The following is a 13,633-nucleotide window of genomic DNA, read 5'->3' as shown; positions in this document are numbered from 1 at the left end:
ATATCTATGAAGGACAAAAAAAGAGCTATGGGACGTGGTTTGGGAGCTATTTTAAGTGCTGAATCCAAAGCAACTGTTAATTCTGCTACTGATGAAGGGGCAGATAAGTTTGTTGGAAATATCGTAGAAGTAGCGATTGAAGATATTTATCCCAACCCAACTCAGCCAAGAACTTATTTTGACGAAAAAGCATTAAATGAATTAGCGCAGTCTATTAAAAACCTGGGTGTAATCCAACCAATTACCTTAAGGAAAGAAGGCGAAAGATTTGAAATTATATCTGGGGAAAGACGTTTTAGAGCAAGTAAAATTGCTGGCTTAACTTCTATTCCTGCCTATATCCGTTTGGTAAACGATCAGGAGCTTTTAGAAATGGCTCTTGTTGAGAACATTCAGAGAGAAGATCTCGATTCTATTGAGATCGCACTTACCTATCAGAGGCTTTTAGATGAAATAGGAATGACTCAGGAAAACCTTAGCCAAAGAGTAGGAAAAGATAGAAGTACCATTACCAACTCTATCAGATTATTGAGATTAAGTCCGGATATTCAGAATGCTATTCGTAGTGGTGAAATCTCTGCAGGACATGGTAGAGCAATTATCAGCATGGAAAATGATGAGCTGCAGCAAATTTTATTTGATCTTATTATTAAAGAACAGCTGAATGTTCGTCAGGCTGAACAGGCTGCTACTGCACTGAAAAATCCAAAATCACCGGCTGCCAAAAAAGTAAAAGCTGAACTTTCAAATAATTATAAAAGAGCTCAAAAGACAATCTCCGATATATTAGAAGTAAAAGTAGAGATTAAAACAATCGGAAACGGTAAAAAAGGTAAAATTGTTCTCGACTTTAAGAATGAAGATGAGTTGGAATATATTCTGTCTCACATTAAATAAATGAAGAAATTATTGTTCACTTTTTTCTTGTGTCTATCTGCTCTGGCTTATTCACAAGTAAATCCTAATGATACAATTCGGGTAGAACACCATCCGAAGGACAGTATCTCTGCCGCAAAGCCACCAAAATCAGAGTCGAAAGTGATTGCCGACCTTGAAAGTGCAAATGGTCCTACGGCAAAAACACTAAAATTAAATCCTACAAAAGCAGGTTTATATTCTGCGGTCTTTCCAGGTTTAGGACAGTACTACAACAAAAAGTATTGGAAAATTCCTATTGTTTGGGGTGCCGTGGGAACTGGAGTAGGTATTGCCATGTGGAACGACAAGCAATACAAAAAATACAGAGAATATTACATAGCCAAATTAAACGGAACTCCTAATGAATTTATTGATAGCCGACCATGGTTGGATAAAGTAGCATTAGCGAACGTGCAGGATAGAGCAAAAAGACAAAGAGATTATGCAATAGCAATTACAGGATTGATCTATATTTTAAGTATTGTAGATGCTGTAGTTGATGCGCATCTTTATGAAAGTCGCCATGACCCTGATTTAACTTTTAAACCAACTGTTATTCAGGATCAGTACAGTATACAACCTCCCAAAACAGGGTTGAGTTTAAGTTATAGGTTCTAATAAATAATTAAGGTTATATAAATAATAAAAGTCACATGAGAATAGCATTAGTTGGATATGGAAAAATGGGTAAGATCATTGATGAGATTGCTACGAAGAGAGGACATGAAGTGGTTGCCCGTCTGAAAGAAACTCCAACTGCTGAAAATCTTAATAATCCTGATGTAGTGATTGAGTTTTCTTTACCTGAAGTAGCGTTTAACAACATACAAGCATGTCTTGAAAATAATATTCCTGTTATTTGCGGGACCACAGGATGGCTGGATAAAAAAGAAGAAGTAGAAAAAATTGCAGTCGAAAATCAAACTGCATTTTTATATGGCTCCAACTTTAGTTTAGGGGTCAATTTATTTTTTGCTTTAAATGAAAAGTTGGCCGATCTAATGAAGAATGTTAATGAATACTCCTGTCAATTAGAAGAAATTCACCACATTCACAAATTAGATGCTCCAAGCGGAACAGCTATTTCCTTAGCTGAGGGTATTTTTAAAAACAATCCTAAATTTGATGCATGGAAATTGGAAGAAACTCAAGGAAATCAATTGGGGATTTTTGCTATTCGTGAAGATGAAGTTCCGGGAACGCATAGCGTATTCTACAGAAGTGAGGTGGATGAAATTGAAATCAAACACACTGCATTCAATAGAAATGGTTTTGCATTAGGCGCAGTAGTTGCTGCAGAATGGATTAAGGACAAGAAAGGAAATTTCACAATGAAAGATGTTTTGGGGCTCTAATCTGTAACAAATACCCCAAATCACAAACTAATAAAGCAGTTGCTCAACACAAACTAATAGAATAGGCACGAAATTTATGAATTATTTTTTAACTTATACAGTATACGTTCTCATTTTATCCGTATTAATGGGGATTTCAACATGGAAACTGTTCAAGAAATTGGGGTATAGTCCATTATTTGCTTTTATACCTTTTTACAATTATTTTATTATTCTAAAAGAAACCAAACATCCGAAGTGGTGGGCTATTTTATCATATTTACCAATTGTTGGTCCGATTATGATGTCTGTTTTTCATTTGTATTTAATGAAAAAGTTTGGAAAAACTCTTTTCAAAGACCAGTTACTTACAGTGATTCTTCCATTCATTTATATGGCAATAGTGAATTATGGTAAAGAAATAGAGTTGGAAGATGAAAATGAGTTGTTCTTAACGGATGAAGAAAAGGCAGCTAAAAAGAAAGATTCTTTCTTAGGTTCTGTTACTTTTGCAGTTGTTTTCGCAACGATCATCCATGTTTTTGTAACTCAGCCTTTCGGGATTCCAACAGGATCTATGGAAAGAACCTTGTTGGTGGGTGACTTCCTTTTTGTAAATAAATGGAGCTATGGCTACAGATTACCAATGCGTCCATTAGCTATACCTTTCTTACAGGGAACTATTATGGATACCGGGGAAAAAGGAAACCCTAAAGATGATCCGAAATCTTACGTAGATGGTGTAAAATTGCCTTATGCAAGAATAATGCAATTCAACAAGCCTCAGAGAAATGATGTTCTTGTTTTCAACTATCCTCAGGATTCAGTACATACTGCCATTGACAGAAAAGACCCTTATGTGAAAAGATGTGTTGCTGCGGCAGGAGATACTTTTGAAATGAGAGAGGGAAGGCTTTTTGTAAATGGTAAACCTGAAACTGTTTTAGGAGATCAGGAAGTACAGCATGCATATACTGTAAATACAGGAGCTCAGTTAGATATTCCGGGATTATACAATACTTATGGTTTCTTACCTGTAAGAGAAATGCAGACAGATAAAGGGTTTGTTTATATGTTTCAGGGATTAACTAATAAAACAGCAGCAGATATTAAAGCATTACCAAGTGTAATAAATATGGAAGAAAGTATCTTTCCAAAGGATTCTGCTACTATTCAGCATAAACTAAATGCTGATAGGACGGCGTATTCGAAAAGTATTGATACTACACAGTCTATATTTCCAATCAACAAACCTTGGAATCAGGATTGGTATGGACCACTTAGAATACCTAAAAAAGGAGATGTAGTTGCTATTAATAAAGAAACACTTCCTACATACCGTTGGATTATTTCTGAATATGAACATAATAATTTGGTAGAAAGAGATGGACTGATTTTTATTAATGGTCAGCAGGCTACAAATTATACAATAAAGCAAGACTACTATATGATGATAGGGGATAACAGAGATGCTTCTTTGGATGCAAGATTCTTTGGTTTCGTTCCTGAAGAAAACATTGTAGGAAAACCAATATTTACCTGGATGAGTTTACAGGGAGTTTTTAAAGATGCAAGTTCTACTTACCAGGCTCCGTTTAAGATCCGTTGGGAAAGAATGTTTAAAGCGACCAATACCGGAGAGGCAAATAAAACATCTTACTGGTGGATTGCAGCAATGATCCTTGTCTTATTCTTTGGATGGGAATACTTTGTTAAACTGTTCAGAAAGAAAAAAACAGAAGAAGATTTATAAATAAAATAAATTTAAAATAAAATGAAGTATTTGAAAAAATACTTCATTTTTGTATTATGAATATGAAGAATGTATTATTACCGGTGTTTTATTTACCACCAATTTCATGGTTTTCAGTTTTTATGGGCGCTGAGAATGACGTTACTTTTGAACAATTTGAAAGTTTTCCGAAGCAAACGTATAGAAACAGGACTAATATTTATGGAGCAAATGGAAAACTTTCTTTAATAATTCCTATCAGCCATACTGGAAAAAGAGAATTTAAAGAAATAGAAGTATCAAATAGGGAAGATTGGAGAAAGCTTCACTGGAAATCTATCAAGACTGCCTATCAGAGTTCTCCTTATTTTGAATTTTATGAAGATAAGTTGATCAGGTTATTTGAATCAAAGGAAAATTACCTTTTAGATTTTAATCTTAAAGGATTAGAGATTTTGCAGCAAATCTTAAAAACAGAAAAGGCATACTCTTTGAATGAAGAATATATCAAAAATCCTGAACAAGTTAATTTTAGAGAAAAATTTTCCGCAAAATTACCTTCAGACTATGAAATGGATTTGTACTATCAGACATTCTCTGATAAATTAGGATTTTTGAATGACTTATCGATTCTGGACCTGATTTGTAACAAAGGGCCTGAATCTGTGACTTATATAAAAAATATTAAACAATCATACTAGCATGAAAAAGGTATTATTAGCTGCTGTCTTTTTAGCAGGCTTTCATTCTGCTTTTGCACAGGAAGCACAGGCAAAGAGCGTTGACCCGAAAGAAGATAAAGATTTAATGACGTGGTATCACAAAGATTTTGGAACAACAAAAGTATATGGTATCAATACAGAAAATGCATATAAATATTTAGAATCTAAAGGACTTAAGCCTAAAACTGTTGTCGTTGGTGTTCTGGATAGTGGAGTACAGGTTGACCATCCGGGATTGATCAAAAATATATGGTCCAATCCTAACGAAGTGCCAAACAATGGAAAAGATGATGACGGGAATGGTTATATAGATGATGTACACGGATGGAATTTTATCGGCGGAAAGAATGGTGATGTAGATATCGACAATATGGAGGTAACGAGAATGGTTGCTAAATATAAGCCGGTATTTGAAGGAGATGATTCAACTAAAAACAAAGCAAATCAAGCTAAAATGCCAGAGGAATTTGCGATGTATATGAAGTCAAAAGAACTTTTCACTAAGAAAAGTGTAGAAGCAAAACAAAGCCTTCAGCAATACACAATGATCAATGATTTGATTCCTAATATGATTAAACTTTTAGGTGGGAAATCAGTAACTGCTGAAAATATTTCGGCTATAAAGGCTCCAACAGAGCAGAAAGATGCAATCGCACTTAATATTTTAACTCAGGTTGCACAAAGCCCTGAATTTAAAGGAAAGTCAGCGGCGGATTTTGAAACAGCAATGAAGAAGGAAATGAAAGGAGCAATCGATCATTTTGCCCCTGCAGCAAAACAATATGATCTGAGCTATGATACAAGAGCAGAAATCGTTGGTGATAATTATGATGACTATAATCAAAAGAATTATGGAAATAATGACTACCAGGGACCTGATGCAGAGCATGGTACTCACGTAGCAGGTATTATTGCTGGTTTACCTCAAGGAAAGGAGATTCAATATGGTGTAGCTTCAAAAGTGGCTAAGATCATGTCTGTAAGAACAGTTCCTAATGGAGATGAAAGAGATAAGGATGTTGCTAATGCAATCAAATATGCAGTAGATAATGGGGCTAAAGTTTTAAATATGAGCTTTGGAAAACCAGTATCTCCAGGTAAAAACGTTGTTTGGGATGCATTTAAGTATGCTGAAGATAAAGGCGTTCTTTTGGTAAAAGCGGCAGGGAATGAAAATGAAGATGTAGCTGAGCATCTTGCTTATCCAACCAACTTTAAAAATATTACTGATGATAAACCATTTGTAAACAATGTAATCGTTGTAGGTGCAAGCACGAATAGAAACAGTGAATTAAGAGCAAGTTTCTCTAACTTTAACAAGAAAATGGTAAATGTTTTTGCTCCGGGTGAAGAAATTTATTCTACTGTTCCTACAAGTACATATGAATATCTTCAGGGGACTTCAATGGCATCTCCTGTTGTAGCAGGAGCAGCAGCTGTTTTATTAGCTTATATGCCAAATTTAAAGCCGAATCAGATCATCGAAGCTTTGGTGAAATCCAGTAACCCAAGTACAGAGAACCAATTTGGAGACTTTTCACAAGCTGGAGGAGTAATAGATCTTAAAAGAGCAGCAGAATATGCATATTCTAACTTTTATAACGGGAAAACTTCAGCAGTAAAAAAAGCTACGAAATCCGTAAAAAAGACTGTTAAAAAATAATTTATTTCACTGTCTTACAGTATATATAATAAAAAGTCCGAATTTTTCGGACTTTTTTGTTTTTATTTTTCAATTTTGGCACGGTTTTTTGTAACTTTATTGTAACAAAAAATAAACGACAAAATGAAAAAGTTACTACTTGCAGGAATGTTGGGAACCTCACTTTTTGCAGTGTCTTGTTCCCAAGTGAAAAATGCACAAACAGCACAAACCCAAAGATCTGAATTTTTAAAATTAAAAGGAGATTGGGAGATTGTAAGCATAGACTATGATAAAGGGTTTAAGATCAAGCCATTTGATGAAGGAGCAGATGCACAATGTTTTGTAGGAAGTCATTGGAAATTAATTCCCAATAACTACACAGGATCTTACAGCTTAAATGGAGGTGGAGATTGCCCTAGTATTACTCAGCCTATCAAATTTGAAGTGACAAGCGGAAGTGCTTTCATGTTTAAAAAAATTGCTACAGGTACAAAAGCTAAGCAAAATACAGTAGGTTATTCTTTAAACGTAATCAATCTATCTGCTGATCAGTTTTCACTAGAACAAAATGTTCCATTTGATGGAAGTACAGTAAGAGTTGTATATAATTTCCAAAGAACTGGAATGAAATAATTTAATAATAAGAAAAAATTAAAAAGATGAAATTTAATAAAACATATATCGGAGCCCTATTTTTATCATCAGCATTGTTATTAACAAGCTGTGAAGCAGTTCAAAACTCAAATCACCAACAAAGAGGTACTGCTGTAGGGGTAGCTTCAGGAGCCGTTATCGGAGGTATTTTAGGAAATAATGTAGGAAGTGGTAAAAACTCTGCATTAGGAGCTGTACTTGGAGGAATAATAGGAGGTGTTGCCGGTAACGTTATTGGTAATAAAATGGACAAGCAGGCTAAAGAAATTAAAGAAACTTTACCTGGAGCTGAAGTAGAAAGAGTAGGAGATGGTATTAAAATTACAATGAATGAAAGTATTGTAAACTTTGCATTTGATTCTTCAAACCTTACTTCCGTTGCTCAGACTAACTTAGATAAATTAGCTCAGGTTCTTACTAATAATCCTGATACCAATATTAATATCTATGGTCATACAGACAGTAAAGGTGCTGATGATTATAATATGAAACTTTCTGAAAGAAGAGCTAACGCTGTGAAAGCTTATTTGTCATCTAAAGGAATTGCTTCTAATAGAATGGCGGCTAAAGGAGAAGGAGAAAGTCAACCGGTTGCAACAAATGATACAGATGCTGGAAGAGCTCAAAACAGAAGAGTGGAATTCGCTATTACAGCAAACCAAAAAATGATTAATGAAGCCAAACAAGGGCAATAATTAATTTAATTTATAAATATTTTCTTAAAAGACCGCCACGGCGGTTTTTTTTGTATTTTTATGCTGCTCATTCTGAAATTACTATTTTTGCAATTGAAATAACATAAATGAAGAAATATCTTAAACTACTGCGTGTAGAGCAATGGGTAAAAAACCTGTTTGTTTTTGTACCATTATTTTTCTCTGGTAATATCAAAAACCTTGATTTACTTTCAAAAAGTATTTTTGCTTTTATTATTTTTTCCCTCGCTGCCAGTATGGTTTATATCCTGAACGATTATAATGATATCGAAGCAGATCGGCAACATCCAGAAAAAAGAAGAAGACCTCTGGCAAGTGGAGCTATTTCGAAGTCAAAGGCGATAGGGGTCCTGATAGGTTTAATCGTTGTAGATATTTTCCTTGTTCTTTTTGCTCAATTTTATTTTGAAGAAGTTCTCTGGAAATTTGCTACGATTATAGGGTTTTATTTTGTCATGAATCTGGCATATACCTTCAAGCTTAAACATGTTCCTATTATTGATATTTTTATTATTGCTACAGGGTTTGTCTTAAGAGTATTGGCAGGTGGTTATATCACGGGTATCAGTATTTCTCAATGGGCCGTATTGCTTACATTCGTTCTTGCTTTGGTATTGGCTATAGGAAAAAGAAGAGGTGAGCTGATCAACGCTCAGGTTTCCGGTAAAACAAGACGAGCCTTGGATGGTTATAATGTACAGTTTGCAGATATTGCACTTTCAATTTCAGTAACACTTGCTATTATATGTTACCTAATGTTTACATTATCACCTGAGGTACAGGCTAAGTTTCATGAAAGAGTTTTTTACACTGTTATTTTTGTTGTATTTGCATTTTTAAGATATCTGCAACAGACATTAGTATACAACAGAACAGAGTCTCCTACAAAAATTGTATACAGAGACCGATATATTCAGGTTACCTTATTATTATGGGTGGCTACATTTTTAATTCAAATTTATTTTAAGAAATGAAGCCTAATTTTATACAGAAAGTGACCAACTGGGGTAATTTCCCAGTAGTGGAAAAGGAAATGAAGTCTGAAGACAGCTTCAAAAAGATAAAAGAATTTGTATTGAACCACAATGAAGTCATTGCACGAGGAAATGGGAGGTGTTATGGAGATGCTTCATTAGGGGAACATATATTTTCAACCAAAAAATTAAACAAATTCATCAGTTTTGACCGCTTAAATGGGATCATAGAGTGTGAATCCGGAGTTTTGCTTTCAGATGTACTGGAGATCACAGTACAGCAAGGATATTTTCTATACGTTACGCCGGGAACGAAGTTTATTAGTGTTGGTGGTGCTATAGCATCAGATGTACATGGGAAAAATCACCATTCGGAGGGTTGCTTTTCAGAATATGTCATTGAGTTTAAATTAATGACGGAGAACGGTGAAATCATCACCTGTTCAAGAGAATCAAATGCAGAAAAGTTTTGGGCTACTGTTGGGGGAATGGGACTTACAGGGATCATTCTTACGGCAAAGTTCAAACTTAAAAATATTGATTCAGCCTATATCCGTCAGGAGAGTATTAAAGCTGAAAACCTTGATGAAATATTTAGATTATTTGAAGAGAGTGAGAGCTGGACATATACGGTAGCATGGATCGACTGCTTACAAAAGGGTAAAAATATAGGAAGAAGTATTTTAATGAGAGGCGAGCATGCTTTTCAACATGAACTTCCCCAATCTATGGCTAACAGTCCTTTGAGATTAAAGAAAAAATTTCAGCCGACGGTTCCGTTTTATTTTCCAGGTTTTGTACTGAATGCATTAACCGTAAAGATTTTCAATTTACTGTATTATAAAAAACAGTCTAAAAAAGAGGTTAAAAGTTTTATAGATTATGAGACCTATTTTTATCCCTTAGACTTTGTAAATGATTGGAATAAGATTTATGGAAAATCCGGCTTTATTCAATATCAAATGGTGATCCCAAAGGAATCCGGAAAAGAAGGAATGAAGAAGATCCTGGAAACAATTGCCAATAGTGGAAACGGTTCTTTTTTAGCTGTTTTAAAACTTTTTGGAAAAGATAATCCTCAGGCCTATAATTCATTTCCAATGGAAGGATATACTTTAGCATTAGACTTTAAAGTAAATTCTAAACTAAAAAAACTGGTGGAACAGTTAGATAATATTGTGCAGGAGTTTGGCGGTCGAATTTATTTAACGAAAGACAGTATGAGTAAATCTTCTTTAACCAATTATCTTAAAAACATTCAAAGTCCTAAATTTGTGTCTTTACAGCACAAAAGAATCATAAATAATAATTAGTAAATGATAGTTCTGGGAAGTACCTCTGAAGTAGCACAGGCTTTTGTCGAAAAAGCTTTGCAGGAAGGAGAAAAATATGAAAAAATCTACTTGTTTACCTCCAGTAGGGAAACAACAGAAAGATTTGCAAGACATATTGATGTTAAGTTTCTACAACAATCAGAAGTGATCGAATTGGATCTGATGAAAGAAATAGATTACACTCGATTTGAAAATGTCAGTTCAAATTTATTATTTTGTGCAACAGGATATTTAGGCGATGGGACAGAAGAAGGATTGTATGATAATAAAAATACAGAAAGGATCATTAATATTAATTACTCAAAACTAGTTCCAGTTATGAATTATTTTGCTCAGAAATTTGAAAGCAGAAGATCAGGAACAATAATAGGACTATCTTCAGTAGCAGGAGACAGAGGCCGGCAAAGTAATTTTATATATGGAAGTGCAAAAGCCGCTTTTACAGCATATTTAAGTGGTTTAAGGAATTATCTTTTTGACAAAAAAGTACATGTGCTTACCATAAAGCCAGGTTTTATGGAAACCAAAATGACTGAAGGGTTACCATTAAATCCTAAGCTTACTGCTAAGCCAAAACAGGCTGCCGCAGTTATTTATAATGCCTATAAAAAACAGAAAAATGTGGCATACGTCTTACCAATCTGGGGTATTATTATGATGATCATCAGGAATATTCCTGAGTTTATATTTAAAAAATTAAAGCTTTAATAAAGATGAAAAAATTGTATTGTTTTGATTTTGATGGCACAATAACCTATAAGGATACCATGTTTATGTATCTTAAGTTTTATGATTCTACAAAATATCATATACAATTTTTGAAACACGTTCCTCTTTTTATTTTATTAAAGCTAAAACTGGCGGAAACAGAAAAAGTAAAGAAGAGTTTTATAGGATCTATATTAAAAGGGCAGTCTCAAGAGAAGATCGAGAGAAAATCCAAACAGTTCTTTGAACAGAATTATCCAAAAATTGTACGGGAAAATGCATTAGACTTTATTAAAAATATAGATCGTAATCATACGCAGAGTCTATTGGTTACCGCTTCATTGGATATCTGGGTGAAACCATTTGCTGAACAACTTCAAATGGAACTTGTTTCGACGCGTGCAGAGTTTAAAAATGGGATTTTTACAGGAAATTTTATTGGAAAAAATTGTAACGGAAAAGAGAAATTGGTAAGGATTCAGGAGCAAATAAATAATTCAAAATACGATAAAATAATCGCTTTTGGAGATACCTCGGGAGATAAGTATATGCTGAAATGGGCAAATGAAGGACATTACCAATTTTTTCACTAATTTTGGGTTATAAAAAGTAATAATGAATAAACTGTTTATTTTGTTCCTAGCTCTCTTTATGAGTTGCATGAGCAAACCATCAGCAACATCGACAGATGCACAAAAAGGAGGAAGTATTCTCGTTTCCGAATCTCAGGGCGGAACCGAAGCGGCTGGCTTTACAATAATAAAAAATGAAGAAGAACTTCAAAAAATAATTAAAGCTAATTCCAGTCTTGCAGAACTAGGTAAAGGTAGCAGTGTTAATTATCCCACCTTTCCGAAAAATCAGAAAGCGGTCTTATATAACTTAGGAACATTCAATTCCGGGGATCATAAGATTACTGAAATCAAAAATCTTTCCATAAAGGATAATGTCTTGTATATAGAAGTTCCACAGCGAGAGTCTGGAGGAATGGAAATACAGGTGATGTCAAATCCGTGGGTCGTTTTTACGATTCCTTCAAATTATCAATTCAATTCCGTAGCATTAAAATATTCAAAATAAAAATGAATAAAGTATATTTAGATAACGCAGCAACAACACCTCTTGCAGAAGAAGTTATTGATGCAATGGTAGGTACCATGAGAATTAATTTTGGAAATCCTTCTTCTACTCATAGCTTTGGACAGGAGGCTAAAATTCTTATAGAAAATGTAAGAAGACAGATTGCTGATTATCTTCATGTAACACCTGCTGAAATTATTTTTACGTCTTGTGGCACAGAATCTAATAATATGATTATTAAGTCCAGTGTAGAGCACCTTGGAGTAGAAAGGATCATCAGTTCTCCACTAGAGCACAAATGTGTTTCAGAGAGTATCTTAGATATGAAGAGCAGAAAAGGTGTGGAGGTAGTATATATCCGACCTAATGAAAAAGGAGATATTGATCTTAATAAGTTAGAGGAATTATTAAAAGCTTCAGATAAAAAGACTTTAGTAAGCTTAATGCATGCTAATAATGAAATCGGAAATATTGTAGATATTAAGAAAATTGCAGAATTATGCAAAGCAAATAATGCACTTTATCATTCAGATACCGTGAAGACAATGGCTCACATGGAATTTGATTTTTCAGATGTTCTTGTGGATTTTGCATCTTGCAGTGCCCATAAATTCCATGGACCAAAAGGAGTAGGTTTTGCTTTTATCAGAAAAGCTACAGGATTGAAAGGAATAATTACTGGCGGACCTCAGGAAAGAAGCCTTAGAGCAGGAACTGAGAATGTTGCCGGTATCGTTGGATTGGGCAAAGCTTTAGAACTTTGCATCAATAATATGAAAACTTATGCCGATCATATAAAAGAAATTAAAGAATACGCTATTGAAAGATTATCAGCGGATATTCCAAACATTAAATTCAATGGGCGAAGCTCAGAAATGGAGAATAGTGTTGATAGTGTTTTAAGTGTTTTACTACCTTATAAAGACCCTTTAATAGGTCTGCAACTAGATATGAAGGGAATTGCTATTTCCCAGGGAAGCGCATGCTCTTCCGGGGCTTCAAAGCCTTCAATGGTTATGATGATGGTGTTATCTGAGGATGAAATGGATCATTGCACACCATTACGTGTTTCGTTTAGCCACCTTACTACGAAAGCGGACATCGATGCTTTAGTGAATGCATTGAAAGAAATTTCAAATGATTTCGTTATAGAAAAAACAAATGTTGAGCATAGATAGTCTTATTGCTGAAAAGTAGTAATTTTGTTTATCCAATTAAGGATTAAAAATACAATAGAATATTAATTTAAATAAAATAAAAAAAATGGCTTTAGAAATTACGGATAGCTCATTTCAGGAAACGGTTTTAAAATCAGATAAACCGGTATTGGTAGACTTTTGGGCAGTATGGTGCGGACCTTGTAGAACGCTTGGACCAATCATTGAAGAGGTAGCAACAGATTTTGAAGGAAAAGCTGTAGTAGGAAAAGTAGATGTAGATAATAATCAGGAAATTTCTATGCAGTATGGTATCAGAAATATCCCTACTGTTCTTATTTTTAAGAATGGTGAAGTTGTAGATAAATTAGTTGGAGTTACTCCAAAAGAGGTGATCGCTGAGAAATTAAGTGCTCATTTATAAAAAAAAGAACTTTGATAATGAATGCCTTCCGCTTTTGGGAGGCATTTTTTTAACAAATAATTTGCAGGTAATTAAAAAAGGTGTAATTTTGCAATCACAAAAAAGAAAGAAGTTCTTTAACAAAATTTGATCCGGTAGTTCAGTTGGTTAGAATGCCGCCCTGTCACGGCGGAGGTCGCGGGTTCGAGTCCCGTCCGGATCGCAATCAAATTTATTTGAAATAAGAGAACTACTG

At 34.3% G+C, this 13,633-nt stretch carries 15 protein-coding genes and 1 tRNA gene; all 16 read left to right on the top strand.

Features of this window, described 5'->3' with window-relative positions; translation table 11 throughout:
• Positions 1 to 6 precede the first annotated feature (6 nt).
• The 16 genes from AC3WRL_RS15455 to AC3WRL_RS15380 all read left to right on the top strand — a co-directional run bounded on the left by AC3WRL_RS15455 (position 7) and on the right by AC3WRL_RS15380 (position 13,600).
• Complete coding sequence (locus tag AC3WRL_RS15455) at positions 7 to 897, top strand: ParB/RepB/Spo0J family partition protein (RefSeq protein WP_214827159.1); 891 nt, start codon at positions 7 to 9, stop codon at positions 895 to 897.
• Complete coding sequence (locus AC3WRL_RS15450) at positions 898 to 1,536, top strand: DUF5683 domain-containing protein (protein ID WP_214827156.1); 639 nt, start codon at positions 898 to 900, stop codon at positions 1,534 to 1,536.
• Positions 1,537 to 1,571: 35 nt separating this feature from the next.
• Complete coding sequence (gene dapB, locus AC3WRL_RS15445) at positions 1,572 to 2,273, top strand: 4-hydroxy-tetrahydrodipicolinate reductase (RefSeq protein WP_214827153.1); 702 nt, start codon at positions 1,572 to 1,574, stop codon at positions 2,271 to 2,273.
• A gap of 76 nt (positions 2,274 to 2,349) precedes the next feature.
• Positions 2,350 to 4,005 carry a signal peptidase I gene (gene lepB / locus AC3WRL_RS15440; RefSeq protein WP_492330682.1) on the top strand — a complete coding sequence of 552 codons (1,656 nt, stop codon included), beginning with the start codon at positions 2,350 to 2,352 and terminating at the stop codon, positions 4,003 to 4,005.
• A gap of 56 nt (positions 4,006 to 4,061) precedes the next feature.
• On the top strand, positions 4,062 to 4,685 hold the full coding sequence (locus AC3WRL_RS15435) for a WbqC family protein (protein ID WP_390882587.1): 624 nt from the start codon (positions 4,062 to 4,064) through the stop codon (positions 4,683 to 4,685).
• Position 4,686: 1 nt separating this feature from the next.
• Entirely contained in the window at positions 4,687 to 6,369 is a 1,683-nt protein-coding gene (locus AC3WRL_RS15430; RefSeq protein ID WP_261512922.1) for a S8 family serine peptidase, read from the top strand.
• Positions 6,370 to 6,492: 123 nt separating this feature from the next.
• The gene (locus AC3WRL_RS15425) at positions 6,493 to 6,984 is read left to right on the top strand and encodes a lipocalin-like domain-containing protein (protein ID WP_214827144.1); all 492 of its coding nucleotides are present in this window, start codon (positions 6,493 to 6,495) and stop codon (positions 6,982 to 6,984) included.
• A gap of 26 nt (positions 6,985 to 7,010) precedes the next feature.
• Complete coding sequence (locus AC3WRL_RS15420) at positions 7,011 to 7,700, top strand: YiaD family glycine zipper/OmpA-like lipoprotein (RefSeq protein ID WP_214827142.1); 690 nt, start codon at positions 7,011 to 7,013, stop codon at positions 7,698 to 7,700.
• 107 nt (positions 7,701 to 7,807) lie between these two features.
• Positions 7,808 to 8,695, top strand: a complete 888-nt coding sequence (locus AC3WRL_RS15415) for a decaprenyl-phosphate phosphoribosyltransferase (protein ID WP_261512921.1) — start codon at positions 7,808 to 7,810, stop codon at positions 8,693 to 8,695.
• On the top strand, positions 8,692 to 10,008 hold the full coding sequence (locus AC3WRL_RS15410) for an FAD-binding oxidoreductase (protein ID WP_214827137.1): 1,317 nt from the start codon (positions 8,692 to 8,694) through the stop codon (positions 10,006 to 10,008). The genes AC3WRL_RS15415 and AC3WRL_RS15410 overlap by 4 nt, the downstream gene beginning before the upstream one ends.
• Positions 10,009 to 10,011: 3 nt before the next feature.
• Positions 10,012 to 10,737, top strand: coding sequence for an SDR family NAD(P)-dependent oxidoreductase (locus AC3WRL_RS15405; RefSeq protein WP_214827134.1), 726 nt, complete (start codon positions 10,012 to 10,014; stop codon positions 10,735 to 10,737).
• A 5-nt stretch (positions 10,738 to 10,742) separates the two neighbouring features.
• The gene (locus AC3WRL_RS15400; RefSeq protein WP_214827132.1) at positions 10,743 to 11,330 is read left to right on the top strand and encodes an HAD-IB family hydrolase; all 588 of its coding nucleotides are present in this window, start codon (positions 10,743 to 10,745) and stop codon (positions 11,328 to 11,330) included.
• 67 nt (positions 11,331 to 11,397) lie between these two features.
• Complete coding sequence (locus AC3WRL_RS15395; protein ID WP_492330681.1) at positions 11,398 to 11,817, top strand: hypothetical protein; 420 nt, start codon at positions 11,398 to 11,400, stop codon at positions 11,815 to 11,817.
• Positions 11,818 to 11,819: 2 nt separating this feature from the next.
• Positions 11,820 to 12,995 carry a cysteine desulfurase family protein gene (locus AC3WRL_RS15390; protein ID WP_492330680.1) on the top strand — a complete coding sequence of 392 codons (1,176 nt, stop codon included), beginning with the start codon at positions 11,820 to 11,822 and terminating at the stop codon, positions 12,993 to 12,995.
• A gap of 85 nt (positions 12,996 to 13,080) precedes the next feature.
• Positions 13,081 to 13,398, top strand: a complete 318-nt coding sequence (gene trxA / locus AC3WRL_RS15385; protein ID WP_034682284.1) for a thioredoxin — start codon at positions 13,081 to 13,083, stop codon at positions 13,396 to 13,398.
• 128 nt (positions 13,399 to 13,526) lie between these two features.
• Positions 13,527 to 13,600, top strand: a tRNA-Asp gene (locus AC3WRL_RS15380).
• The last annotated feature ends 33 nt before the right edge of the window (positions 13,601 to 13,633 follow it).

It is taken from the genome of Chryseobacterium sp. FW101-FHT12H09 (genome assembly GCF_058790395.1).
This window is presented reverse-complemented; position numbering and strand designations above follow the sequence as displayed.

Coding starts and splice junctions, on each gene's coding strand:
- lepB (WP_492330682.1), top strand. CDS start 2,350: ATGAATTATTTTTTAACTTATACAGTATACGTTCTCATTTTATCCGTA.
- AC3WRL_RS15415 (WP_261512921.1), top strand. CDS start 7,808: ATGAAGAAATATCTTAAACTACTGCGTGTAGAGCAATGGGTAAAAAAC.
- AC3WRL_RS15435 (WP_390882587.1), top strand. CDS start 4,062: ATGAATATGAAGAATGTATTATTACCGGTGTTTTATTTACCACCAATT.
- AC3WRL_RS15420 (WP_214827142.1), top strand. CDS start 7,011: ATGAAATTTAATAAAACATATATCGGAGCCCTATTTTTATCATCAGCA.
- AC3WRL_RS15425 (WP_214827144.1), top strand. CDS start 6,493: ATGAAAAAGTTACTACTTGCAGGAATGTTGGGAACCTCACTTTTTGCA.
- trxA (WP_034682284.1), top strand. CDS start 13,081: ATGGCTTTAGAAATTACGGATAGCTCATTTCAGGAAACGGTTTTAAAA.
- AC3WRL_RS15400 (WP_214827132.1), top strand. CDS start 10,743: ATGAAAAAATTGTATTGTTTTGATTTTGATGGCACAATAACCTATAAG.
- AC3WRL_RS15390 (WP_492330680.1), top strand. CDS start 11,820: ATGAATAAAGTATATTTAGATAACGCAGCAACAACACCTCTTGCAGAA.
- AC3WRL_RS15450 (WP_214827156.1), top strand. CDS start 898: ATGAAGAAATTATTGTTCACTTTTTTCTTGTGTCTATCTGCTCTGGCT.
- AC3WRL_RS15395 (WP_492330681.1), top strand. CDS start 11,398: ATGAGCAAACCATCAGCAACATCGACAGATGCACAAAAAGGAGGAAGT.
- AC3WRL_RS15455 (WP_214827159.1), top strand. CDS start 7: ATGAAGGACAAAAAAAGAGCTATGGGACGTGGTTTGGGAGCTATTTTA.
- AC3WRL_RS15410 (WP_214827137.1), top strand. CDS start 8,692: ATGAAGCCTAATTTTATACAGAAAGTGACCAACTGGGGTAATTTCCCA.
- AC3WRL_RS15405 (WP_214827134.1), top strand. CDS start 10,012: ATGATAGTTCTGGGAAGTACCTCTGAAGTAGCACAGGCTTTTGTCGAA.
- AC3WRL_RS15430 (WP_261512922.1), top strand. CDS start 4,687: ATGAAAAAGGTATTATTAGCTGCTGTCTTTTTAGCAGGCTTTCATTCT.
- dapB (WP_214827153.1), top strand. CDS start 1,572: ATGAGAATAGCATTAGTTGGATATGGAAAAATGGGTAAGATCATTGAT.